Annotated in this window: 27 protein-coding genes; 15 read left to right on the top strand and 12 right to left on the bottom strand. The window is 66.6% G+C overall.

The features are described 5' to 3' along the window. Positions 1-59: 59 nt before the first annotated feature. The 3 genes from parE to FPZ24_RS02395 are packed head-to-tail and all read left to right on the top strand — an operon-like array spanning position 60 to position 3,367. Positions 60-2,042, top strand: a complete 1,983-nt coding sequence (gene parE / locus FPZ24_RS02405) for a DNA topoisomerase IV subunit B (protein WP_146569551.1) — start codon at positions 60-62, stop codon at positions 2,040-2,042. Positions 2,043-2,060: 18 nt separating this feature from the next. Further along, positions 2,061-3,140, top strand: a complete 1,080-nt coding sequence (locus tag FPZ24_RS02400) for a serine hydrolase (protein ID WP_146569550.1) — start codon at positions 2,061-2,063, stop codon at positions 3,138-3,140. Beyond that, the gene (locus FPZ24_RS02395) at positions 3,098-3,367 is read left to right on the top strand and encodes a hypothetical protein (protein WP_146569549.1); all 270 of its coding nucleotides are present in this window, start codon (positions 3,098-3,100) and stop codon (positions 3,365-3,367) included. Before FPZ24_RS02400 ends, FPZ24_RS02395 begins: the two co-directional genes overlap by 43 nt. On the opposite strand, the gene FPZ24_RS02390 is transcribed toward FPZ24_RS02395, so the two are convergent. The 6 genes from FPZ24_RS02390 to FPZ24_RS02365 form a co-directional block, all read right to left on the bottom strand. Beyond that, positions 3,364-3,630 (bottom strand): hypothetical protein, encoded by a 267-nt coding sequence (locus FPZ24_RS02390; RefSeq protein WP_146569548.1) that lies wholly within the window; start codon positions 3,628-3,630, stop codon positions 3,364-3,366. The two genes, FPZ24_RS02395 and FPZ24_RS02390, sit on opposite strands and share 4 nt — an antisense overlap. Then, positions 3,603-4,160, bottom strand: a complete 558-nt coding sequence (locus FPZ24_RS02385) for a GNAT family N-acetyltransferase (protein ID WP_338061667.1) — start codon at positions 4,158-4,160, stop codon at positions 3,603-3,605. Before FPZ24_RS02385 ends, FPZ24_RS02390 begins: the two co-directional genes overlap by 28 nt. Beyond that, positions 4,157-4,948 (bottom strand): LysR family transcriptional regulator, encoded by a 792-nt coding sequence (locus tag FPZ24_RS02380; protein ID WP_146569547.1) that lies wholly within the window; start codon positions 4,946-4,948, stop codon positions 4,157-4,159. The genes FPZ24_RS02385 and FPZ24_RS02380 overlap by 4 nt, the downstream gene beginning before the upstream one ends. 94 nt (positions 4,949-5,042) lie before the next feature. Beyond that, positions 5,043-5,441, bottom strand: coding sequence for a Co2+/Mg2+ efflux protein ApaG (gene apaG / locus FPZ24_RS02375; protein WP_146574092.1), 399 nt, complete (start codon positions 5,439-5,441; stop codon positions 5,043-5,045). 8 nt (positions 5,442-5,449) lie between these two features. Continuing rightward, positions 5,450-6,658 (bottom strand): trans-sulfuration enzyme family protein, encoded by a 1,209-nt coding sequence (locus FPZ24_RS02370; protein WP_146569546.1) that lies wholly within the window; start codon positions 6,656-6,658, stop codon positions 5,450-5,452. Between the two features lie 165 nt (positions 6,659-6,823). Continuing rightward, positions 6,824-7,360: a J domain-containing protein gene (locus tag FPZ24_RS02365; RefSeq protein ID WP_240047675.1), complete on the bottom strand. Its 537-nt coding sequence runs from the start codon at positions 7,358-7,360 to the stop codon at positions 6,824-6,826. Positions 7,361-7,473: 113 nt separating this feature from the next. Here FPZ24_RS02365 and FPZ24_RS02360 point away from each other — a divergent pair, with 113 nt between their 5' ends. The 5 genes from FPZ24_RS02360 to FPZ24_RS02340 all read left to right on the top strand — a co-directional run bounded on the left by FPZ24_RS02360 (position 7,474) and on the right by FPZ24_RS02340 (position 11,018). Next, positions 7,474-7,767 (top strand): BolA family protein, encoded by a 294-nt coding sequence (locus FPZ24_RS02360; protein WP_146569544.1) that lies wholly within the window; start codon positions 7,474-7,476, stop codon positions 7,765-7,767. Next, positions 7,754-8,464 (top strand): glutathione S-transferase, encoded by a 711-nt coding sequence (locus FPZ24_RS02355; protein ID WP_146569543.1) that lies wholly within the window; start codon positions 7,754-7,756, stop codon positions 8,462-8,464. The genes FPZ24_RS02360 and FPZ24_RS02355 overlap by 14 nt, the downstream gene beginning before the upstream one ends. A 166-nt stretch (positions 8,465-8,630) precedes the next feature. Next, positions 8,631-9,068: an NUDIX hydrolase gene (locus FPZ24_RS02350; protein ID WP_146569542.1), complete on the top strand. Its 438-nt coding sequence runs from the start codon at positions 8,631-8,633 to the stop codon at positions 9,066-9,068. After that, complete coding sequence (locus FPZ24_RS02345) at positions 9,065-9,967, top strand: pirin family protein (protein ID WP_146569541.1); 903 nt, start codon at positions 9,065-9,067, stop codon at positions 9,965-9,967. The genes FPZ24_RS02350 and FPZ24_RS02345 overlap by 4 nt, the downstream gene beginning before the upstream one ends. A gap of 88 nt (positions 9,968-10,055) precedes the next feature. Continuing rightward, positions 10,056-11,018: a TolB family protein gene (locus FPZ24_RS02340; protein ID WP_186728990.1), complete on the top strand. Its 963-nt coding sequence runs from the start codon at positions 10,056-10,058 to the stop codon at positions 11,016-11,018. 7 nt (positions 11,019-11,025) lie between these two features. Here FPZ24_RS02340 and FPZ24_RS02335 read toward each other — a convergent pair whose 3' ends face one another. Continuing rightward, positions 11,026-11,451 (bottom strand): DUF5990 family protein, encoded by a 426-nt coding sequence (locus FPZ24_RS02335; RefSeq protein WP_146574090.1) that lies wholly within the window; start codon positions 11,449-11,451, stop codon positions 11,026-11,028. Positions 11,452-11,619: 168 nt separating this feature from the next. On the opposite strand from FPZ24_RS02335, the gene FPZ24_RS02330 reads away from it, so the two are divergent. Further along, positions 11,620-12,519, top strand: a complete 900-nt coding sequence (locus FPZ24_RS02330) for an alpha/beta fold hydrolase (protein WP_146569539.1) — start codon at positions 11,620-11,622, stop codon at positions 12,517-12,519. Here FPZ24_RS02330 and FPZ24_RS02325 read toward each other — a convergent pair. Next, complete coding sequence (locus tag FPZ24_RS02325) at positions 12,516-13,622, bottom strand: DUF2332 domain-containing protein (protein ID WP_146569538.1); 1,107 nt, start codon at positions 13,620-13,622, stop codon at positions 12,516-12,518. The two genes, FPZ24_RS02330 and FPZ24_RS02325, sit on opposite strands and share 4 nt — an antisense overlap. Positions 13,623-13,682: 60 nt before the next feature. Here FPZ24_RS02325 and hisG point away from each other — a divergent pair, with 60 nt between their 5' ends. Genes hisG through nusB form a run of 3 tightly spaced genes read left to right on the top strand, consistent with a single transcriptional unit; the run spans position 13,683 to position 16,098 of the window. Beyond that, positions 13,683-14,333 carry an ATP phosphoribosyltransferase gene (gene hisG / locus FPZ24_RS02320; RefSeq protein ID WP_146569537.1) on the top strand — a complete coding sequence of 217 codons (651 nt, stop codon included), beginning with the start codon at positions 13,683-13,685 and terminating at the stop codon, positions 14,331-14,333. After that, a complete protein-coding gene (gene hisD / locus FPZ24_RS02315) occupies positions 14,330-15,622 on the top strand; it encodes a histidinol dehydrogenase (protein ID WP_146569536.1) in 1,293 nt (430 codons plus the stop codon). Before hisG ends, hisD begins: the two co-directional genes overlap by 4 nt. Positions 15,623-15,639: 17 nt before the next feature. Next, positions 15,640-16,098 (top strand): transcription antitermination factor NusB, encoded by a 459-nt coding sequence (gene nusB / locus FPZ24_RS02310; RefSeq protein WP_146569535.1) that lies wholly within the window; start codon positions 15,640-15,642, stop codon positions 16,096-16,098. 17 nt (positions 16,099-16,115) lie between these two features. Here nusB and FPZ24_RS02305 read toward each other — a convergent pair whose 3' ends face one another. After that, complete coding sequence (locus FPZ24_RS02305) at positions 16,116-16,418, bottom strand: hypothetical protein (protein WP_146569534.1); 303 nt, start codon at positions 16,416-16,418, stop codon at positions 16,116-16,118. A gap of 72 nt (positions 16,419-16,490) precedes the next feature. Here FPZ24_RS02305 and FPZ24_RS02300 point away from each other — a divergent pair, with 72 nt between their 5' ends. The 3 genes from FPZ24_RS02300 to pyrE all read left to right on the top strand — a co-directional run bounded on the left by FPZ24_RS02300 (position 16,491) and on the right by pyrE (position 20,414). Further along, on the top strand, positions 16,491-17,486 hold the full coding sequence (locus FPZ24_RS02300) for a thiamine-phosphate kinase (protein WP_146569533.1): 996 nt from the start codon (positions 16,491-16,493) through the stop codon (positions 17,484-17,486). A 99-nt stretch (positions 17,487-17,585) separates the two neighbouring features. After that, positions 17,586-19,697 (top strand): sodium-translocating pyrophosphatase, encoded by a 2,112-nt coding sequence (locus FPZ24_RS02295; RefSeq protein WP_146569532.1) that lies wholly within the window; start codon positions 17,586-17,588, stop codon positions 19,695-19,697. Between the two features lie 126 nt (positions 19,698-19,823). Further along, a complete protein-coding gene (gene pyrE, locus FPZ24_RS02290; protein ID WP_146569531.1) occupies positions 19,824-20,414 on the top strand; it encodes an orotate phosphoribosyltransferase in 591 nt (196 codons plus the stop codon). 106 nt (positions 20,415-20,520) lie between these two features. On the opposite strand, the gene FPZ24_RS02285 is transcribed toward pyrE, so the two are convergent. From FPZ24_RS02285 to FPZ24_RS02275, 3 genes are all read right to left on the bottom strand, one after another. Next, positions 20,521-21,270 (bottom strand): isocitrate lyase/PEP mutase family protein, encoded by a 750-nt coding sequence (locus tag FPZ24_RS02285; RefSeq protein ID WP_146569530.1) that lies wholly within the window; start codon positions 21,268-21,270, stop codon positions 20,521-20,523. Between the two features lie 103 nt (positions 21,271-21,373). Continuing rightward, a complete protein-coding gene (locus FPZ24_RS02280; protein ID WP_146569529.1) occupies positions 21,374-22,174 on the bottom strand; it encodes a LytR/AlgR family response regulator transcription factor in 801 nt (266 codons plus the stop codon). After that, positions 22,171-23,349: a sensor histidine kinase gene (locus FPZ24_RS02275; RefSeq protein WP_146569528.1), complete on the bottom strand. Its 1,179-nt coding sequence runs from the start codon at positions 23,347-23,349 to the stop codon at positions 22,171-22,173. The genes FPZ24_RS02280 and FPZ24_RS02275 overlap by 4 nt, the downstream gene beginning before the upstream one ends. Between the last annotated feature and the right edge of the window lie 127 nt (positions 23,350-23,476).

The following is a 23,476-nucleotide window of genomic DNA, read 5'->3' as shown; positions in this document are numbered from 1 at the left end:
CTTGTGGATAAGCATCGACCACGCTTGCGTGAGGGAATCGCGGGCTCGTATAGCGGGCCATGTCCGACGATCTGTTTGCCTCCAACGCCAAGCCCAGCACCGATTATACCGCCTCTTCGATCGAGGTGCTGGAGGGGCTCGAGCCCGTCCGCCGCCGTCCCGGCATGTATGTCGGCGGCACCGACGAGCGAGCGTTGCACCATCTCGCCGCCGAAGTGCTCGACAATGCGATGGACGAAGCCGTTGCCGGGCATGCGACGCGGATCGAGGTCACACTGGACGAGGGCAACCGGCTGACGATCGTCGACAACGGCCGCGGCTTCCCGATCGACCCGCATCCGAAGTTCCCCGACAAGTCCGCGCTCGAAGTCATCCTGTCGATGCTCCATTCGGGCGGCAAATTCTCGGGCAAGGCGTATGCGACCTCGGGCGGCCTGCACGGTGTCGGCATCTCGGTCGTCAATGCGCTGTCGATCGATACGGTGGTCGAGGTCGCGCGCGACAAACAGCTCTATCGCCAGCGGTTCAGCCAGGGGCAGACGCTCGGCCCGATCGAGCATCTCGGACCCACGCCCAATCGTCGCGGGTCGTCGGTAGCGTTCACGCCCGATCCTGAGATTTTCGGACCCGAGCTGCACTTCAAGCCGGCGCGGCTCTACAAGCTCGTGCGATCGAAGGCGTATCTGTTCGCCGGCGTCGAGATCCGCTGGAAATGCGCGCCCGAGGTCATCACCGACGAGACTCCGGCCGAAGCCGTCTTCCAATTCCCCGGCGGGCTTGCCGACCACCTGAAGGAACAGATCGGCGACCGCGAGACCGCGACCGCGCAATTCTTCACCGGTCGCCAGGATTTCCCCGGCGAGAACCAGGGCCGCGTCGAATGGGCGGTGGCGTGGCCGCTGTGGAGCGACGGCTCGTACAGTTGGTATTGCAACACGATCCCGACCCCCGACGGCGGCACGCACGAAGCGGGGCTGCGGGCGGCGCTGGTCCGCGGCATTCGCGGGTTCGGCGAACTGGTCGGGCAGAAGAAGGCCAAGGACATCACCGCCGACGACGTGATGGTCGGGTGCGAGCTGATGCTCTCCGTCTTCATCCGCGACCCGCAATTCCAGAGCCAGACCAAGGACCGCCTGACCTCGCCCGAAGCGACGACCTTGGTCGAGCGCGCGATCCGCGACCATTTCGACCATTTCCTGTCGGACAACATGGATCGCGGCAAGGCGCTGCTGGCGTACGTCGTCGAGCGGATGGACGAGCGGCTTGCGCGCAAGCAGGAGCGCGAGGTCAAGCGCAAGTCGGCGACGTCGGCGCGCAAGCTGCGCCTCCCCGGCAAGCTCACCGACTGTTCGGCGGATGACCCCAAGGGCACCGAGATCTTCATCGTCGAGGGCGACTCGGCCGGCGGCTCCGCGAAGCAGGCACGCGACCGCAAGACGCAGGCGATCCTGCCGATCCGCGGCAAGATCCTGAACGTCGCCTCGGCCACCGCGGCCAAGATTTTCGCCAACCAGGAAATCGCCGACCTGACGCTCGCGCTCGGCTGCGGCACGCGCAAGGATTGCGAGCCCGACAATCTGCGCTACGAACGCGTCGTCATCATGACCGACGCCGATGTCGACGGCGCACACATCGCGACGTTGCTGATGACGTTCTTCTTCCAGGAAATGCCAGACCTGGTGCGCCGCGGGCATCTCTACCTCGCGCAGCCGCCGCTCTACCGCCTGACGGTCGGCGCGAAGAGCGAATATGCCCGCGACGACGCGCACCGCGCCGAGATCGAGGCGACGATCTTCAAGGGCAAGAAGGTCGAAGTGTCGCGGTTCAAGGGGCTGGGCGAGATGAATCCGGGCCAGCTCAAGGAAACCACGATGGACCCGAAGACGCGGAGCCTGATCCGCATCACGCTGCCGCAGGAATATGAGGAGCGCGCGGGCGTGAAGGATCTGGTCGATCGGCTGATGGGGACCAATCCCGCGCACCGCTTCGCGTTCATCCAGGAAAATGCGGCGCGGTTGGACGAGGAAGCGATCGACGCCTGACGGCGTAAAGGGGGGACGGTGATACGGAGACTGATCGGATTACTGTTGCTCGCCGCGACGCCGGCGGTCGCGCAGACCACGCCGCCGACGCCACCCGCGATCGTCACCGCCTCCGCCGATCCGGCGACACTGTCGCGCGTCGACGGGCTGCTCGGGCTGATCGGCGGCACCCTCACCTTCGACAACTACTTTTCGCCATCGTTCGCCGCGGCGATCCCCAAGGCGAAGTGGGACGCGCTGGTCGCGCAACTCTCGGCGCAACTCGGCAAGCCGGTGGCGGTCGCGTCGTTCGTCGCGGCGAACCCCTGGTCGGGAACAGCACGGATCAAGTTCGAGCGCGGGATCGCGAACATCCAGCTGGCGGTCGAACCCACCGCACCGCATCGCGTCAATGCGCTGTTGTTCGCCAGCTTCGAACTCGCCGACGACAGCGTCGAGAAGCTCGCCACGGCGTTCCGCACGCTGCCGGGCAACAGCGCGTTCGCCGTCTACGCACTGGGCGACGGCGCGCCGCGGTTGGCCGCCGGGTATAATCCCGACAAACCGGCGCCGCTCGGCTCCGCGTTCAAGCTGTGGGTGCTGGGCGAGTTGGCGCGCGAAGTCGGCGCGGGCGAGCGCAAATGGGCCGACGTCGTGCCGGTCGGCGCGGTGTCGCTCCCTTCCGGCATGCTGCAGAGCTGGCCGGCGGGAAGCCCGGTGACGCTCCAGACGCTGGCGACGCTGATGATCTCGATCAGCGACAATACCGCGACCGACACGCTAGTGACGCTGGAGGCGCGCAAGCTCGACACGTTCGTCGCGCGGACCGGCGCGCCCGATCTCGCGCCCATGCTGACGACGCGTCAGATGTTCGCGATCAAATCGAGCGCCAATGCCGATATCGCCGCGGCCTGGGCCAAGACGCCGCCCGCCGAGCGGCGCAAGCTTCTCGACGCCAGCACCGCCCGGCTGGCCGCTACCCCGCTCGACATCACGCTGTTCGCATCGGGCAAGCCGATCGCGATCGACACGCTCGAATGGTTCGCCAGCCCCGCGCAGACCGCGGCCATGCTGGATTGGCTCCGCATCAAGGGGGCGACACGGCGCTGTCGCTGCTGACCGTCAATCCCGGCACCGACGCCGTCACGCGCGCGCGGTTCGACTATGTCGGGTTCAAGGGCGGATCGGAGCCCGGCGTCCTGACGCTGAACTACCTCGTGCGGCGCAAGGATGGGCGCTGGTTCGCGGTGGTCGGCGATTGGTCCCGCACGGACGCCGGGGTCGATACCGGCCTGTTCGCACAACTGATGAACCGCGCGCTGATCCTGACGGCGGGAATGCCCTAATCGCCGCGCATTCGGCGGGCGTGATAGGCCGTGCGGAACGCGATCGCGGTGATCATCAGCGTGACCCCTAGCGCAATCACGACGAGCGGCACCAGCATCGGAATCGCCGGCCACAGTTTCGCACGCAGCAACGCCAGTACCGCCCCTACGATCTTCACACCGACGCTGCCCAGCCGCAGCCCGCGCACGACCTGACGCAGTTCCTGGCGATAGGCGGCGAGTTCAGCCGGATCGCTCAGGTTCGGGGGCGGGCGGTTTTCCATTCGTCCTCCAACAATCCCCAGATCAGGCTGTCGCGCACGCCGATATGCGTCTCCCACTCGGCGCGTAGCGTCGCCTCCAGCGTGAAGCCGAGCCGCTTGAGCACCGCGATCGACGGCGCATTGTCGGGGTCGGTATCGGCGAACACGCGCCGCTGCCCTTCGGAAAACAACAGGTCGATCAGTGCCGCGACCGCTTCGGTCACGTAGCCCTGGCCCCAATGTTCGCGCGACAGGATGTACCCGATTTCGGTCACCTTGCCCTGGCGCTTCTCGTAACTGGCGACGGTACCGATCACCGCGGTGCCGAGCGGCGTGTCGTCGCCCTTCAGCGTGATTGCCCAGGCGCGCCACGCGGTGTCGGCCAGCGCCTTGGCGACGCGATCGCGCGATTCCTCGATCGACCCACTGGCCGGCCGCGAGCCGTAGGTATTGGCCTCGACGTCCGAATACATCGGGTGGAGCGCATCGGCGTCATCCTGGCGAAGCGCCCGGAGCACCAGCCGGTCGGTGGTCATGATCGGGAGCGTCACGCTCCCAATGCTTCCACCAGCGCCTTGACCTTTTTCTGCCGCCATTGCGGGAGCGGCGCGACCAGCCAATAGCCGAGCCGATACGGTTTGGCCTCGCCGACCGCGGCGACGCGGCCACTCGCGAGATCGCGACGCGCGAGCAATTCGGGGACGGTCGCGCGACCCAACCCTTCCGCCGCGGCGTCGATCGCGAGGCCGGCATCGGCGACGCGGACCAGCGACACGCTGTCGTCGTTGAGGCAGCCCGGCCACGAAATCCGCGTGTCGGCACCGCCGCTAGGCCGCTCGATCGTAACCATGCCGTCGGATTCGAGCGCCTCGCCCTCATGCTCGCCCGGCCCCTCGCCCCAGCGGACGGCGAGGTCGAGATTGGCCTGGGTGAAGTCGAGATCCTCGTCGGCGGCGATCAGCACGAAGCGCAACTCGCCGTCGTCCCGCGAAATTTCGGCAAGCCGCGGCATCAACCAGCAATGCAGCACGTCGCGCGGCGCGGCGATGGTCAGCGACTTTGACGACTGGCCGGCCTGCATCGCGCGGACGGCTTCCTCGAACTGCAGGAATCCCTGGCGCAGCGCTTCAAGACCCGCCTCGCCTTCCGGCGTCAGTTCGAGGCCCTTGGTGGTGCGGCGAAACAGCACGACGCCGAGCGTATCCTCGAGTGCACGGACCTGCTGACCCACGGCGGCGGGAGTCACCGCCAACTCGTCCGCCGCGCGCGTGAACGACAAATGCCGCGCCGCGGCGTCGAGCACGCGGAGACCGTTGAGAGGGAGGTGGGTGCGCTTCATCGTTCGTCGCCCCGGCGAAGGCCGGGGCCGCTGGCGGCACGCGACCCAGTCGACAACGCGGCGGCCCCGGCCTCCGCCGGGGCGACGGTCGCGCTCACGCTCCCACCGCCGGCGCGAGCAACTGAAACCGCGGAATATCGACGTCGAACGCCGATCCGTCCTCGGCGATCATGTGATAGCTGCCCTGCATCGCCCCGCTCGGCGTCGCGAGCGGGCAGCCCGAGACGTAATCGAACGACCCGCCCGGCGCGATCACCGGCTGTTCGCCGACCACGCCCTCGCCCTCGACAGAGTGGCGCGCACCGCGGCCGTCGGTGATGACCCAGTGCCGCGTCAGCAGCTGGACGGTCGACGGCCCCGCATTCTCGATGCGTACGTGATAGGCCCAGAACCAGCGCCCGCGCGCCGGCTCCGACTGTTCGGGGAGGAAGCTGACGGAGACACGCACCACCACGCCGCGCGTTTCGGCGACGTTGGGGAACAGCGCCTTCATCGCGTCGCTCACAGGCCGACCGCCTTCAGCGCCCGGTCGAGATCGTCGATCAGATCGAGCGGGTCCTCCAGCCCGACGTTGAGCCGCAGCATGTTCTCGGTCACGCCCATATCGGTGCGGACTTCCTCGCTGACCCCGGCGTGCGTGGTCGAGCTAGGATGCGTCATCAGCGAGCGCGAATCGCCGATATTGTTCGAGATATCGATCAGTTCGAGCGCGTCGAGCAGCCCATGCGCCTGCGTACGCCCGCCGTCGACCTCGAACGCGAAGATCGGGCCGGTCGCATTCATCTGCGCCATCGCGAGGTTGTGCTGCGGATGGCTCGGCAGGCCGGGATGCAACACGCGCTGCACGCGGCCCTCCAGGAACTTGCCGACCTGAAGCGCACTGTCGCTCTGCCGCCGCGCGCGCAGGTCGAGCGTCTCCAGCCCCTTCATCACCACCCAGGCATTGAACGGCGACAGCGTCGGGCCGGTGTTGCGGATGAAGGCGAGCAGGGTGTTTTCGACGAACTCCTCCGTCCCGCATACCGCGCCAGCCAGCACGCGGCCTTGCCCGTCCATCAGCTTGGTCGCCGAATAGGCGACGACGTCCGCGCCGAACTCGAGCGGGCGCTGCAGCACCGGGGTCGCAAAGGCATTGTCGACCACCGACACGATGCCGCGTTCCTTCGCGATCCCGCACACCGCCGCCAGATCGACGATATCCATCGTCGGGTTGGCGGGGGTTTCGAAGAAATAGACCTTGGTCTCGGGCCTGGTCGCGTCGATGAACGCTTGCGGGTCGCGCGCGTCGATCACCGTCGTGGTGATCCCGAACTTCGGCAGCAGCGTATCGACCAGCCAGCGGCACGACCCGAACGCCGCGCGCCCCGCTACGACATGATCGCCGGTCTGAAGCTGGCACAGCAACGCCGCGGTCATCGCGGCCATCCCCGACGCCATCGTCCGGCACGCCGCCGCGCCTTCCAGCAACGCGATGCGCTGTTCGAGCATCTGCACGGTCGGGTTCTGCAGCCGCGAATAGGTCATGCCCTGCTGATCGCCGCGGAACCGCGCGGCGGCGTCCTCGGCGCAGTCATAGGCATAGCCCGAGGTCAGGAAGATCGCTTCGCTGGTTTCCCCGAATTCCGACCGCGCGGTGCCACCGCGCACCGCTTGCGTCGCGGGGCGCCAGTTCTGCGTGATCGCGCGATCCTGTCCGGTACGGCGTTTCATCGCCACCGGCTTTGCGGGGTGGGGGAGATAAATCAATCCTCCCCGGGACGGGGAGGTGGCAGCGCTTAGCGCTGACGGAGGGGGTGCTCCTCACTCGGATCGCTTGAGGCCCGCCCCCTCCACCATCGCTGCGCGATGGTCCCCCTCCCCGTGCCGGGGAGGATTTCACACAAACGCTAGCGAGCGTTTCAATTGCTGATACGCGGCGATCACTTCCTGCAGCGCCTTTTCCATGCTGCGGTCGCCGCCGTTGCGGTCGGGATGGAATTTCCGCACCAGTTCCGAATAGCGCGTCCGCAGCCCCTTGCGATCGGCATTGTGGTCGAGCCCCAGCACCCGCAAGGCGTGGCGATCGGCCTGCGACAGCGGCTTGCCGTCGGTCCGCTCCTGCACCACCCGCTCGCGGAACCGCGCGCCGATCGCGTCGAGCGGATCGCTGAAATCCGCCCAGCGCGGCGGCACGTCGGCGCCCGAATGCGCGAAGGCGCGCGTCTCGCGCTCCCACCCGGCATAGGGGCGTTGCGCGTCGTGGATTTCGTCGGGGCTCATCCCGTTGAAGAAGTTGTACTTGGAATTGAACGCGCGGACATGGTCGAGGCACAGATAGCGATACTCGCCCGGCCCGTCGCGGCCCGATACGAATCCGTCGGTCATCGGCGCGCGGAATTCGCCCGGCGCTTCGCAACCGGCTTCGGCGCACAGCCGCCCCGCTGCCTCGACGCGACCGTGGAAGCGGGCATTTGGGCGATCTTTCGGGTCGGGACGCGACAAGAAGGCTGGCTCCGGCAAAAGCATCTTATATAGGCGGCCCCGTCATGACTTCCACGCCTCCGCTCGCCGAAGAAATCCACGCCCGACTGGAGGCGACGCTCGCCCCACAAGTGCTGCATGTGATCAACACCAGCCACCAGCACGCCGGGCATGCCGGCGACGACGGCACCGGCGAAACGCACTGGGTCGTCGTCGTGGCGAGCGACCGCTTCGTCGGACAGAGCCGCATCGAACGCCAGCGGATGGTGAACAACGCGCTCGCCGATTTGTTGTCCTCCCGCATCCACGCGCTCGAAATCCGCGCGCGGGCACCGGGAGAAGCGCATGGACCCGTATAAGCTCTGGTATTGGCCCGGCATCCAGGGCCGCGGCGAGTTCGTCCGGTTGACCTTGGAAGCAGCCGGCGTGCCGTACGTCGATTGCGCGCGCGACCAAGGTGTCGACGCGCTGATCAAGGACATGAAACAGCGCGGACCGTTCGAGCCGTTCGCGCCGCCCTATCTCGATGTCGACACGATGGTGCTCGCGCAGGTCGGGCATATCCTGACCTACCTTGCCGACGCGCACGATCTCGCGCCGAAGGATGTGCCGACCCTGTTCTGGACGATCCAGCTGCAACTGACCGTCACCGACCTGGTCAAGGAAGTCCACGACACGCATCATCCAGTGTCGGCCGACGACTATTACGAGGACCAGAAGCCGGAAGCGGCGCGCTATGCGGCGGGATTCCGTAAGAACCGCATGCCCAAATATCTCGGCTATTTCGACCGCGCGGCCGGGGCGATCGACGGCGATTTCGTGGGCGGCGATCAATGGTCGCCGATCGACACCAGCCTGTTCCAGATCGTCGAGGGGCTGCGCTACGCCTTCCCCAAACGGATGGCGACGATCGAGCGCGATTATCCGACCCTGATCGCACTGCACGACAAGGTCGCCGACCTCCCGGGTATCGCGGCGTACCTGAAAAGCGACCGCCGTATTCCGTTCAACGAAGACGGTATCTTTCGTCACTATCCGGAGCTGGACGAAGCTTAGCATTAGCCGTCACCCCGGCCTTGTGCCGGGGTCCGCCCAACCCCAACCGATATCGCCCGAGGCTCGGCGGATGCCGGGACAAGCCCGGCATGACGGTGGTGGCGGAAACCCAAGATTTCCATTTGCAATGGATGCGCGAGAAGCCGGACCGCGCTATCTCCCTCCCATGTCCCGCACTCCTCGCCCCGCCGCACGCATCCTGCTGGTCGATGGCGACGGCCGCATCCTGATGTTTCGCTTCACGCCGGAGGATGGCCGCCCGCCCTTCTGGTGCACGGTCGGCGGCGCGGTCGATCCGGGCGAGAGCTACGAAGCGGCCGCCCGCCGCGAACTCTATGAGGAAACCGGCATCATCGCCGATCCCGGACCCGAAATCTTCCGCCGTAAGGTCGATTTCCTGACCATCGAAGGCGTCGAGGTCACCGCCGACGAACGCTATTTCCTGGTCCGGACCGACGCCCGCGAGATCGACACCGGGGCGCACACCGAACTCGAACAGCGCGTGATGCAGCAGTGGCGCTGGGTCGCCCCGGCCGACCTCGCGGCGCTCGGCGAGCAATATTTCCCCGAAGACCTGCCCCAGATGCTTGCGGAGGTATTATGACCAACGACGACCTGATCCTGCGCACGATCACCCCGACCACGCACGACCTTGGCGGGTTCAAGGTCCACCGCACCCTGCCGTCCAAGCCGCACCAGATGGTCGGCCCGTTCATCTTCTTCGACCAGATGGGCCCGGCGCATCTCGATGTCGGCACCGGCATCGACGTGCGCCCGCATCCGCACATCAACCTGTCGACCGTCACCTATCTGTTCGCCGGCGCGATCGACCATCGCGATTCGCTCGGCACCTTCGCGCGGATCGAGCCCGGCGCGGTCAATCTGATGACCGCCGGCCACGGCATCGCGCACTCCGAACGCTCCCCCGGCGACGAGCGCGCGCACGGGCCCGAACTGTCGGGCATCCAGACCTGGCTCGGCATGCCCGAGGACAAGGAGGAGATCGACCCGGCGTTCGAACATGTCGAAAAGGCCGCGCTGCCGGTGATCGACGGCCATGGCGCCACCGCGCGCATCATCATGGGTGACCTATGGGGCAAGCGGGCCCCGACCACGACCTATGCCGAAACGATCTATGCCGACATCCTGCTCGAGCCGGGTGCGAGCATCCCGATCGACAAGGGCGCCGACGAACGCGCGGTGTATCTCGCGCTGGGCGACGCGAGTATCGACGGCATGCCGATGGCGCTCAACACGCTCTACGTCCTGCAACCTGGCGTCGCGATGACGCTGCGCTCGGCGACCGGCGGTCGCGTGATGCTGTGCGGCGGCGAGGCGTTCGCGACCGAGCGCTACGTGTGGTGGAACTTCGTCAGTTCGCGCAAGGACCGGATCGATCAGGCCAAGGCCGATTGGAAAGCGGGCCGCTTCGCCAAGGTACCGGGCGACGAAAAGGAATGGATCCCGATCCCGGAGATCCCCAAGACCGCGACGTACCCCTGACGCGGCATCGCGATATAGTACGTTTCGTTGCAATCGCCGAACGTTGATGCATGGTGTCGTCGGATGGTGCCGAGTCGGGAGATCGGTATTGGCGAATGCAACGATTAGGGCAGCCTGCATCGCGATCGTCGTCGCGCTAAGCTCGTCGACGACATCGGCGGCGGTGGACGAGGCAGCGCGTGTCCCCAGGCTCGTGGCGCCGGGCGTCATATCCACGCCGGATTTCGAGTACGACACATCGTTCACGCCCGATGGCAAGACGATGTATTTCACCAAGGGCGACCCGGGCTATAATCGGCTGACCATCGTCGAAAGCCGTTTGGTGAACGGACGCTGGACCCAGCCGCGGGTCGCGTCGTTTTCGGGAATCTGGAAGGACGCCGACGCGCACGTTTCGGCGGACGGCACCAAGCTGTACTTCATTTCCAATCGCCCTGCGGACAACAGCGGCACGCCGCGAAAAGACTATGACATCTGGTTCGTCGAGCGGAGCGGCAATGGTTGGGGGGCGCCCCAACATCTTCCCGCCCCGATCAACACCGACGGCAACGAAGCCTATGCGAACGTGCTGGCCGACGGGACACTCTATTTCGAAGCGTCGCGCGCAGAGCATCCCGGCATCCATATCTATCGCGCCCGGCCGTCGGCGAACGGCTACGACGCGCCGGAACTGTTGAGCTTTGCGGGCAAGGGCAACGATATCAACCCAGTGGTCGCGCGCGACGGCGGCTTCCTGATCTTCGCCAGCCGCGACCGTGGCGGCATGGGCCAGGGTGACCTGTTCGTCTCGTTCGCGCGCCCGGACGGTCGCTGGTCCGATCCCGTCAATTTGGGCGGAACGATCAACACGGCCTTCGGCGAGTCCGCACCCTGGCTATCGCCGGATGGTCGGCGCCTCTTTTTCTCGAGCAATCGCCTTGCGGGACCCGTGATCAGGGAAAGACCGGCAGATTATGCGCAACTCGGGCGCGAGTTGCGATCGAACGAAAACGGTCTGCTCAGTATTTACGAAGTGACGTTGGGAGATATTCGCAAGCTCGACCGACCCTAGCCGTTGGCTAGGCGATCCGCCGCCCGGTCACCTTCACCGTCGCACACGCCGGCGACCCGTCCTTGCCGGTGCCATCGACCGTCAGTTCGACCACCCCTTTCCCCGCCATCGCGCGGTCGAGCAGGGCCTGCGGCGTGTCGTGGATGTCGATCTTCATCCGCCGCGACCATTCCGATGCGTGATCCCCCGCCGACTGGCCGATGCGGATATAGACGAAGCGGCGCGTCGGGCCTTCGCGGCGTATCTGGTCGCCGAAGAACTTCGGGCCGGGCGCGATCCGCACCGGGAAGTCGAAGGTCAATGGCTCCCCCGCCTTCGACCGCTTCGGGTCGAGCACGCCGGTGTCGCCGGTCTGGAGGCTGTGGAGTACGCCCGGCACCGGATTGTCGATCACGATCCGCATGCGGATTTCGGTCTGGTCGGCGCGGGCCATGAGTCGGCTATCGGCCACGCAATCACCGCTTGCAATGTAGGATTGCGTCCGACACCGTCTCCGCGCGCGCAATCGATCCTCGGGCGGATATGGCGGGGAAGCGGTGGCGAGAAAAAATGCGCGCTAGTGTCACCCTGGTGTCAACTTAGGCCGGCTCGGGAGGGGAATATGAGCGATTTCGACCTGCAGCGAGTGGACCTCGCGACGGGCGTCAGCCTTGATGTCGCGGTCGCGGGCGATCCGACCAACCCGGCGATCATCCTGCTCCACGGCTTTCCCGAATCGCATCGCACCTGGCGGCATCAGATCGGCGATCTCGCCAAGGACCATTTCGTCCTCGCCCCCGACCAGCGCGGGTTCGCGAAATCGTCCAAGCCGCTGGGGGTCGAAAACTATACTCCCGACAAGCCCGTCGCCGACCTGATCGCGCTCGCCGATCGGTTCGACATCGACCGTTTCACTTTGGTCGGCCACGATTGGGGCGGGGCGATCGCGTGGATGGCGGCGCTCAACCATCCCGATCGCGTCGCACGCCTGATCATCGTCAACGCGCCGCACCCCTTCGTCTTCCAGAAGACCTTGTTCGACGACATGGCGCAGCGCGAGGCGAGCCAGTACATCACGGCGTTCCGCAACCCGGATTTCGAGAAATATATCGACGGTATCGGCCTGTCGCAGTTCTTCGACGGCAGCTTCATGCGCCACACCGACTTCGCCAAGGTGATGGATGAAAAGCCGACCTATCTCGAGCAATGGGGCCAGCCCGGCGCGATGACCGCGATGCTCAACTGGTATCGCGCGAGCGCGGTCAACGTACCCGCGATGGACGCGACGCCGGAGCGGCCGGCATTCCTCGACGGCCCGTTCCCGGCGCTGAAGATGCCGACGCTCGTGATCTGGGGGCTGGACGACAAGGCGTTGCTGCCGAGCCAGCTGGAAGGACTCGATCCGCTCGTGCCTGATCTGACGATCGATCGCCTCGAAGGCGTCGGCCACTTCGCGCCGTGGGAAGCGCCGGACACGGTGACCAAGGCGATGCGGGACTGGCTGGAGGCGCAGGGCGCCTAGCTTACATCGACCTTCGCCGCTTCGGGCAGGTCGATCCGCACGCGATCCGCATCCGCCGCCTCGCCATATTTGATCCACGCCCCGTGCGCGTGCGCCGTCGCCAGGATCTGCCACTCGCCATCGCCGGGCCTACTCCGCACGCGGATCACATGCTCGGCGAAGGCACGGTTGGGTTCGACCATGACCCAGGCGAGCGGACGTTCTGCGGTAGCCTGTGCACCCGCCGCCTTCATCGCGGCACGGACGCGGTCGGCGCTCGCTTCGGGCAGATATTGCCACACCACCGAATGCATCAGCACCCGCGTCACGCCCGCCGCCTGCGGTTCGGCCAGCCGCGCCTCGACCCAGTCGGCGGCGTCGGCCTGGACCAGATCGACCGGCTTTTCGCGCTGCATCGCGATCGCCCGCTCCATCCGCCCGAACCGCACCGGCATTTCGGGCCAGACATACGCGAGCAGCCGCGTCGCGACGACCGGATCGGTCGCGTCGAGCGGCTGGATATCGCAGCCGCGCACGGACACGATATCGACGGGTGCCGGCTCGGGCGCCGGCCCCTTCCACTCCGGCGTGAGCGTCACGGTCGAATCCGTCGGGCCGACCCGGGTGCCGCCCAGGTCGAAGGCGTAGCGGTCGATCAGCAGGTTCAGCCCCGCACTCGACCCGATCTCGAGCAATTCGATCTTCGGCCCGAACCGCCGCGCGACCTCCAGCAGCCCGGTCATCAACGACCCCGACCGCCCCGGCTCGTTGGTCTGCGGCGGGCCGTCGAGCCACGGCAGCAGATCGTCGTCATGCGCCACCAGCGCGCGGTTGAGATCGGTGGCCACCGTCGCGGGATCGGTCGTCTCGCCGGCGAAGATCGCGGCGAGCCCGGCATCCCTGCCCGCCCGTACCAGCGCATGCAGCCCGCCGATGAACCGCAACGGTAAAGCATCGCGTGTCGGCTCGCCCGGCCAGTCGAGCACCCGCGCCCCGATCCTGCTCTCGCGCGTCAGCCCTTCCGCGATCGCCGCGCACAGCCGTGCGTAGATCGGCGCGCCGTTCTTCGTGCAATAGAATTCCTGGATCCGGAACGCGCCGCGGTTATTCTCTTCGCCTGCCATGTGCCACCTCCGTCGGCGACGCATTGCTCCTTCGCACCTGCACAAGTAAAGCCCTGCGCCATGGCCCAGCCCATCGTCATCGCCGTGCCCAAGGGCCGCATCCTCGCGGAGGCCGCGCCGTTACTGGCGCGCGCCGGGATCGAGCCCGAAGCCGCCTTCGCCGACGAGGACAGCCGCGCGCTGCGGTTCGCGACCAGCGACGCCGGCATCGATCTGATCCGCGTCCGCGCGTTCGACGTCGCCACCTTCGTCGCGCATGGCGCCGCACAACTCGGCATCGTCGGGTCGGACGTGCTGGCCGAGTTCGACTATCCCGAGCTCTACGCGCCGGTCGATCTCGGCATCGGGCATTGCCGGCTGTCGGTCGCGGAGCCCGCCGAACTTGCCGCGACCGACGACCCACGCGGGTGGAGCCACGTCCGCGTCGCGACCAAATACCCCTACCTGACGCAGCGCCATTTCGAGGCGCGCGGCGTGCAGGCCGAATGCGTCAAGCTGAACGGCGCGATGGAGCTGGCGCCGACGCTCGGTCTCGCGCCGCGGATCGTCGATCTCGTCTCGTCGGGCCGCACGCTCAAGGAAAACGGGCTGGTCGAGGTCGAGCGGATCATGGACGTGACCAGCCGCCTGATCGTCAACCGCGCCGCGTTCAAGACGCGACCCGAACTCGTGCCGCTGGTCGATGCGTTCCGGCGTGCGGTGACGGGATGATCAAGCTTTCGACCTCCGAACCCGGCTTCGACCGCCAGTTCCAGGCGCTGGTCGATGCGCGGCGCGAGGCGGATACCGATGTCGCGCGTGACGTCCGCACGATCGTCGCCAGCGTCCGCGACGAAGGCGATGCCGCGGTTCACGCCTTCACGCGCAAGTTCGACCGGCACGATCTCAACGACACCGGCTGGCGGATCGAGAAGGCCGAGTGGCTCGCCGCGCACGACGCGCTGGCACCCGACCTGCGCGCCGCGCTCGAACTCGCGGCCGAACGGATCACGGCCTATCACGTCAAGCAGAAGCCGGAGGACAGCGACACGACCGACGCCGCCGGCGCGCGGCTCGGGGCGCGGTGGCGCGGGGTCGATGCAGCGGGGATTTACGTCCCCGGCGGCCGCGCGGCCTATCCCAGTTCGGTGCTGATGAACGCCATTCCCGCCAAGGTGGCGGGCGTCGAGCGGCTGGTGATGGTCACGCCCACCCCGGATGGCGAGGTCAACCCGCTGGTCCTCGCCGCCGCGCACCTTGCCGGGGTCGACGAAATCTGGCGGATCGGCGGCGCGCAGGCGGTCGCCGCGCTTGCCTACGGCACCGGGCGGATCGCGCCGGTCGACGTCGTGTGCGGCCCCGGCAACGCCTGGGTCGCGGAGGCCAAGCGGCAGCTTTACGGCGTGGTCGGGATCGACATGGTCGCGGGGCCGAGCGAGATCGTCGTCGTCGCCGACGGCCGGAACGATCCGCAGTGGATCGCCGCCGATCTGCTCAGCCAGGCCGAGCACGATCCCTCCAGCCAGTCGATCCTGTTCACCGACGACGCCGCGCTCGCCCGGGCGGTAGCCGACGCCGTAGATCTCCAGATCGGCGAGCTCGCCACCGCCAAAGTCGCGCGCGCCAGCTGGGACGCGAACGGCGCGATCGTCGTCACCGCCGACCTGGCCGAAGCGATGCCGCTGGTGAACCGCCTCGCCCCCGAACATCTCGAACTCGCCTGCGACGACGCGGACACGCTGTTCGACATGGTCAAGCATGCCGGGTCGGTGTTCCTTGGTCGCCATACGCCGGAAGCGGTCGGCGATTACGTCGCCGGACCCAACCACGTCCTCCCGACCGGCCGCCGCGCGCGCTTTTCGTCCGGCCTGTCGGTGCTCGATTTCATGAAGCGCACCAGCTTCCTGTCGCTCGACGAAAAGGCGCTCCACGCGATCGGCCCTGCCGCGGTGACGCTGGCCGATGCGGAAGGATTGCCCGCCCACGCCCGGTCGGTGGCCTTGCGCCTCGGCCAAGGCTGACCCATAGCGCTCCGCCCATGTCCCGCCGAACCTCCGCCCGATCCAAAGCCCGCGCCGCCGCGCGGCTCGCCGCCACGCAAGCGCTCTATCAGCACGAGATGGAGGGCACCGCGCTCGCGTCGCTGCTCCACGAATTCCACCAGCATCGGCTCGGCGCGACGATCGAGGAAGTCGAATATGCGCCTGCGGACGAGGCGTATTTCGACGATGTCGTGACGGGCGTGCTGGCGCGCACAGATGAGATCGATGCGGCGATCGCGGCGAAGTTGAGCAAGGACTGGAGCTTCGACCGGTTGGACAAGCCGATGAAGGCGTTGCTCCGCGCGGCGACCTATGAATTGCTCGCGCGGGCCGACACCGCGACCGGCACCGTGATCAGCGAATATGTCGATGTCGCCAAGGCGTTCTACGAGCGCCGCGAGGCCGGGTTCGTCAACGGCCTGCTCGACGCGGTGGCGAAGGACGCGCGAGGCTAAAGGCTCGCGCTGTTAGGTCAGGCTCTCGGCATGGTGACCATGCATACCGCGATGGCGAGCCAGCTGCCGAGCGCAATTGCGGTCAAGATCCTCAGGTTGCGCACACGCCGGTCCAGTTCCGGGTCGTTCAAGCCGCGGAACCGGCTGTCGAAAGCGTAACGCCAGATGTGGTTGTGCGGGAAGAACGATGCCCGCTCCTGCTTCAGGAACACATTCGGATGGTGATCGATCAGTCGATCGCGCACACGCTTCACGAACCAGAATTGCGAGGCGCAGCAGATGAAGAATATCGCGAACGGGATGAGGAAATAGGTCGGCATGCGCGACAATTACAGCAGTCCGAGGCAACCTCAAAGCAAGACGCAGCATCGCCGATCGAGTAGGACAGCTGCGTGAACGAACACGACTTCCTGTCTGCGCTGCGCCGGTTACCGCTCCATCCCGGCGCGCACGGCCTCACCGACGACACCGCCAGCCTCGCCGAGCTGTCGATTACCACCGATACCATCGTCGAGGGTGTCCATTTCCTGCCCGACGATCCGCCCGGCGATGTCGCGTGGAAGCTGGTCGCGGTGAATCTGTCCGATCTCGCCGCCAAAGGCGCAACGCCGGCAGGCGTCCTACTGAACTATCCCTTGGCCCGCTCCCCGGCGCAGGCCGGGGTCCAGCCACAAACAACATCGCGCGCGGAAGCGCGTTCGGCGCTTCGCGCCGAGACTGGACCCCGGCCTGCGCCGGGGAACGAGGATGATTGGGACATAGGCTTTCTTGCCGGTTTGGGAGAAGCGCTTACCGCGTTCAATTGTCCCATCATCGGCGGCGACACGGTATCATTGCCCGCCGGCGTTCCCCGCGTACTCACGATGACCGCCTTCGGTCGCGACGGCGTCGCGGTGCCAAGGTCGGCCGCGCAGGCGGGTGATGCGCTTTGGGTAACCGGCACGATCGGCGATGCCGGCGCGGGGCTCCGCATCGCGCGCGGGGAGAATGGCCCCGCCAACCTGCTCGCCGCTTATCGTCGCCCACAACCGCGTCTAGCCGAAGGCCGCGCGCTCGCGCCGCATGTCCATGCGATGATGGACGTCTCCGACGGCCTCCTCCTCGATGCCTCCCGCATGGCCGAAGCGAGCGCGCTCGGGGTGGCGATCGATCTCGCGCTGGTGCCGCTGTCGAGTGCGTATCGCGCGTTCGCCGGCGACGACCGTGCCGCGCGGATCGCCGCGGCGACGGCGGGCGACGACTATCAATTGCTGTTCGCTGCCCCGCCCGCATTCACGCCCTCGGTTCCTGCCACCCGGATCGGCGCCTTCACCATCGGGACCGGCCTCTCCCTGACCGACGGCGCAACCCCCGTCCCGCTCCCGGCCAGTCTCGGGTTTCGCCACTGATCTGATACGCTTGCGCGCGCGGCGTGCGTCTTTATAGGCTGGCGCCAATTAGGGACGCGCGAATGCAGAACGACGCGCGAGCATAAGGGGAAGAAGAGGATGACGATCGTGTATGCGGCCATCGTCTGCGGCCTGATCGCCGTGGCCTATGGCATCATCACCAGCATGCAGGTGCTGCGCGCGCCTGCCGGCAACGAAAAGATGCAGGACATCGCCTCGGCCATTCAGGAAGGCGCCAAGGCCTATCTCGGCCGGCAATACACCACCATCGCGATCGTCGGCGTCATCGTCGCGGCCATCGTGTTCTTCACGCTCGGCGGACTGTCGACCGTGTCGTTCCTGATCGGTGCGATCCTGTCGGGCATCGCCGGCTATATCGGCATGAACATCTCGGTCCGCGCCAACGTCCGCACCGCTGAGGCTGCGCGTACGTCGCTGCAGGGCGGCCTGACGCTGGCGTTCCGCTCGGGCGCGATCACCGGCATGCTCGTGGCGGGCCTCGGCCTGCTCGCGATCAGCGGGATCTTCTGGTACCTGACCGGCCCGTCCAACCTGCAGCCGGGCGACCACAAGGTGGTCGAGGCGCTGACCGCGCTCGCGTTCGGCGCATCGCTCATCTCGATCTTCGCGCGTCTCGGCGGCGGCATCTTCACCAAGGCCGCCGACGTCGGCGCCGACCTGGTCGGCAAAGTCGAGGCCGGCATTCCGGAGGACGACCCCCGCAACCCCGCCACCATCGCCGACAACGTGGGCGACAATGTCGGCGATTGCGCCGGCATGGCGGCCGATCTGTTCGAAACCTATGTCGTGACGATCGGCCTGACGATGGTCTCGATCGCGCTGCTGCTCCCGAACGTTTACAATCTGTTCCAGCTGATGACGCTGCCGCTGATCGTCGGCGGCGTGTGCATCATCACCTCGATCATCGGCACCTATCTCGTCCGCCTCGGCAGCAAGCAGTCGATCATGGGCGCGATGTACAAGGGGTTCTGGACGACGGTGATCCTGTCGATCCCGGCGATCTTCTTCGCCACCCAGCACGTGCTGGGCGACATGGCCGCGCCGATCCAGGCGGGTGCCATTTCGTTCACCGGCGCCAAGCTGTTCTGGTGCATGATGATCGGTCTGGCCGTCACTGGCCTGCTGGTATGGATCACCGAATATTACACCGGCACCAACTATCGCCCGGTCAAGTCGATCGCCAAGGCATCGACCACCGGCCACGGCACCAACGTCATCCAGGGTCTGGCGATCAGCCTCGAATCGACCGCGCTGCCGACCCTCGTGATCGTCGTCGCGGTCGTCGCGACCTTCCAGCTCGCGGGCATCATCGGCGTGGCGTTCGCCGCGACCTCGCTGCTCGCGTTGGCCGGGATGGTCGTCGCGCTCGACGCGTACGGTCCGGTCACGGATAACGCCGGCGGCATTGCCGAAATGGCGGGCCTGCCCGACGACGTCCGTCACCGCACCGACGCGCTCGACGCGGTCGGCAACACGACCAAGGCAGTGACCAAGGGCTATGCGATCGGCTCGGCGGCACTCGCGGCACTGGTGCTGTTCGGCGCCTACACGACCGACCTCGGCCGCTATCAGACCGAACTCGGCATCGGCACGATCGATTTCACCCTCAGCAATCCGTACATCATCGTCGGTCTGCTGCTCGGCGCGTTGCTGCCGTATCTGTTCGGGGCGTTCGGCATGACCGCGGTCGGCCGTGCGGCCGGATCGGTGGTCGAGGACGTCCGCGCGCAGTTCGCCGCCGACAAGGGCATCATGGAAGGGACCAGCCGTCCCAACTATGCCCGCACGGTCGATATCGTGACCCGCGCGGCGATCAAGGAAATGATCATCCCGTCGCTGCTCCCGGTGTTGAGCCCCGTCGCGGTGTTCTTCATCATTCAGGCGGTGGCGGGTCGTGAACAGGGCTTTGCGGCTTTGGGCGCGATGCTGCTCGGCGTGATCGTCTCCGGCCTGTTCGTCGCCATCTCGATGACCTCGGGCGGCGGCGCGTGGGACAATGCCAAGAAGTATATCGAAGACGGCAATTACGGCGGCAAGGGCAGCGAAGCCCATAAGGCCGCGGTCACCGGCGACACCGTGGGCGACCCGTACAAGGATACGGCCGGCCCGGCGGTGAACCCGATGATCAAGATCACGAACATCGTGGCGCTGCTCCTCCTCGCCGCGCTGGCCGCGCACGGGGCGGGTTGACGCTTCGCGCGGCCGGCGGGCCGGCGAAGGCCGGTCCGTCCGACGCGACTTGATCCCAAGCCACAACTGAACGAAGGGAGGGCGCTACCGGCAACGGTGGCGCCCTTTCCTTATCGGGAGACCGTCATGGCCGCTTACGACCGCGACGCGCTGCGCGCGCTGCTCGCCACCCGCACCTTCAAGCGCGGCGACTTCCTGCTCGTGTCGGGCAAGCGCAGCCGGATCTACTTCAACATGAAGGCGACGATGATGACGCCCGAGGGCGCCGCGCAATGCGCACGCGGGCTGTTGTCGGTGCTCGACAAGCTGGACGCGGATTACGTCGCGGGCCTGGAGATGGGTGCGGTGCCGCTGCTCGGCGGGATCGCGGCGGCGAGCTGGGACGCCGGACGACCGATCGGCGCGGTGTTCGTGCGCAAGGCAGCCAAGGCGCACGGCACGTCGCTGATGGTCGAAGGGCTCGACGATGCCGGCGGCGAGACGCTCAAGGGCAAAAACGTGGTGCTAATCGACGACGTCGCGACCAGCGGCGGGTCGATCCTGAAGGCCGCGGACCAGATCGCGGCGGCGGGCGGGGTGATGAAGGACGCGATCGTCATCCTCGACCGCGAACAGGGCGCGACCGAAATGCTCGGCGAGCGCGGCATCACGCTGCACGCGCTGTTCACGGCGACCGACCTTGGCGTGACCGAGGAGGATCGGAAGCCGATCGACTGATATCGATCGTCACCCCGGCCTTGTGCCGGGGTCTGCCGCGCCCCAAGCGATACTGGTTGCGGCTATGCGGACCCCGGCACAAGGCCGGGGTGACGACTACCTTAAATCAGCCCCGCCAGTTGATCGCCGGTCGCGCCTGTTCCTCCAGCCACGCCATCGCCGCGAACCATGGCCCGCCGCCGTAGCTCACCCGCGCCACGCCGGCATCGGCGAGCGGCCGGGTCGGCTGGCCGGGGCCGGGAATGACGTTGATCAGCGCGCCCGTCCGCCTGACGATCTCGCCGATCGCCGCGGTGTCGCGCAAGCCGGGCACGAAGATGCCGCTTGCCCCCGCCGCCATATACGCCTGCGCACGATCGATCGCTTCGCCGAGCAGCCCGCCATGCTTGTCCGCCGGGTTGCGCAGATACAGGTCCACGCGCGCGTTGATGTAGAAAGCCTCGCCCGCTCCCTTGCGCGCGGCCGCGACCCGTGCGGCCGCTTCGTCGATCGGATAGACGCCCTCGCCGCCGATCACCGAATCCTCGAAATTGCAGCCGACCGCGCCGGTCGCGGCGAGCCCCGCCACGTTCGGCGTGATTCCCGCCGCATCGCGCGCATAGCCGCTCTCGAAATCGATCGAGACGGGTACGTCGACCACCCCCATGATCCGCTTGGCATTGTCGAACACCAAGTCCAGCGGGACCTTTTCGCCGTCGCCGAACCCGAGCGATTCCGCCGCGCCATAGCTGCCCGTCGCGATCGCCTTCGCGCCAGCCTTGGCGATCGCGACCGCGCTGCCCGGGTCCCAGCAATTGTAGATGATCAGCGGGTCGCCGGGCACGTGAAGCGCGTGGAAAGTCTCATAGGCGGACATGGCGATTCTCCCGACAGGAATGAGCGCTTGTTGCCAATTTGTTCCGCAGTCGTCAACCAAGCGAAACGATTTCGGGGAGGGGCGCGCCCTCCCCTGTCGTCGATCAATGAACGAACCGCGCCACCACGTCGCGATAGCTGCGGCTGACCTTCACTTGTCCGCCCGAATCGAGCACCAGAAAGCACTCGCCGTTGGTGTGCGGCTTCACTTGCCGCACCAGGTCCAGGTTGACGATCGTCGAGCGATGCACGCGCTGGAACCGGCGCGGATCGAGCCGCTTTTCCAGGTCCTTCATCGTCTGGCGCAGGATCAGCGTGTTGTCGCCGGTCTTGATGCACATGTAATCGCCAGCCGCCTCGACCACTTCGATCGTGTCGACGTCGACGCGGAAGATCTTGCCGCGATCCTTGATGTTGATGAGCTTTTCGAAACGGCTAGACGAATGCCCGTCGCCGCCATCGGCGATCTCGTCGGCAGTCTCGGGCGCGACCTCGGCCAAGGCTTCCTTGTACTTCTCGACCTCCTCGGCGCCGCGCTTTTCGGTCAGCCGCTGGCGAACACGGTCGAGCGTGTCGGCCAACCGCGATTCCTCGACCGGCTTGACCAGATAATCGACCGCATCGGCCTCGAACGCGCGCAAGGCGTGGTCGGAATACGCGGTGCAGAACACGAACAGCGGCGGTTCGACCTCCATCAGCCCCTGCACGACCGAAAAGCCGTCGAATCCTGGCATCTGGATATCGAGGAACACCAGGTCCGGCTTGTTGGTCTTGATGCTACGGATCGCTTCGCGGCCGTTGGCGCACCGGTCGATGATTTCGACATCGTCGTGCGGCTGCAGGCGGAGTTCGAGTCCCTGGATCGCCAGCGTCTCGTCATCCACCAGGATAGTTCGGATAGTCATGCGGCCTCTCTATTCGGATCGTCCAATTGGTACGGAATCTCGATCTCCACGGCAAAGCCGCCCCCTGGAGTCGATCGACTGTCAAAACGGTGGTCAGGCCCGTACGCCTGAACCAACCGGTCTCTTATATTGGCGAGCCCCACGCCGGTTGAAAGGCTTGGACCTAACTTGTTCTCGATCAAGCCAGGACCGGTGTCCGACACGGCAATTCGCACGCGTTCGCCGACGAGCCGTGCCGAAACCGCGATTTCCGCCCCCTCTTCGCTCGGCGTGACGGCATATTTGATCGCGTTTTCGACCAGCGGCTGGAGCAGCAAGGACGGCAATCGTGCGCGTTCGGCGCGCGGATCGATCTCGAACACGGGCCGAAGGCGGCTTTCGAACCGCATCTTCTCGATTTCGAGATAGAGCTTCAGCGTCTGCACTTCCTGCGCGACGGTGACGTGTGCGGTCGGCTCGTAGATCAGGGTGAAGCGCAGAAAATCGGCGAGCCGCGACAGCATCGCGTTGGCGCGTTCGGTTTCCTTGAGCAGCACCAGGGTCGAGATCGAATTGAGCGTGTTGAACAGGAAATGCGGGTTGAGCTGGTACCGCAACATCGCGAGTTGCGCCGACGACGCCTGCGTCCCGAGCCGTTCGAGCTGGTCGTTCTGATCCTCGACGATCAGGTAGAAATTGATCCCGAAATACAGCGCGGTCCATCCGCCGAGCACGGTGAAGGTCAGGAACAGCTGGCTGACGATGCTTTTCAGCGTGACGCCGGGCGACACCACCGCCGTGCTGGCGCCGGTTGGCGGTTGGAAGCTCAGGGCCCAGGCGTTGATCGTCGCCGCGATCAGCGTCGCCGCTCCCAGCGTCACGACGGTCAGCAGGATTTCCTGCAGCCGCGGCATCTGGCGATAGTAAGCGTACAGCGTCGAGAGCAGGACCGTGACGCAATAGCCGACGATCGCCTGAAGCAGGATCTGGACGAAATTCTGCAGCGGCAAGGTATTGGCGAGCGAGAAGACCGAGACCGAGCGCAGCAGCATGTATCCGCCCCACCCCACACCCTGCAGCCGCCAGAACGCCTTGCTGCGATCCTCGAAGAACGGACGCGACAGAAAGGCCGGCCGCCAGAACGGCGTCTTGGTCGCCACGACGGGCGGATCGGCGGGGGCGGGCAAGCTGGCCATGGAGCGGCGCCCTTATACCCGATGGGGCGTGCACGAAAAGGCGCAGGGCGGGCTGGAACATTAACCAATTTGCGATAGGGCCGACGGCGATGATGCGTCGTCGATCCTTTGCCCCGCGGCACCGCCA

The sequence above is a fragment of the Sphingomonas panacisoli genome, assembly GCF_007859635.1.
GTDB lineage: Bacteria > Pseudomonadota > Alphaproteobacteria > Sphingomonadales > Sphingomonadaceae > Sphingomonas > Sphingomonas panacisoli.
The sequence above is the reverse complement of the archived record's forward strand: the minus strand, read 5'-3'. Positions and strand labels throughout refer to the sequence as shown.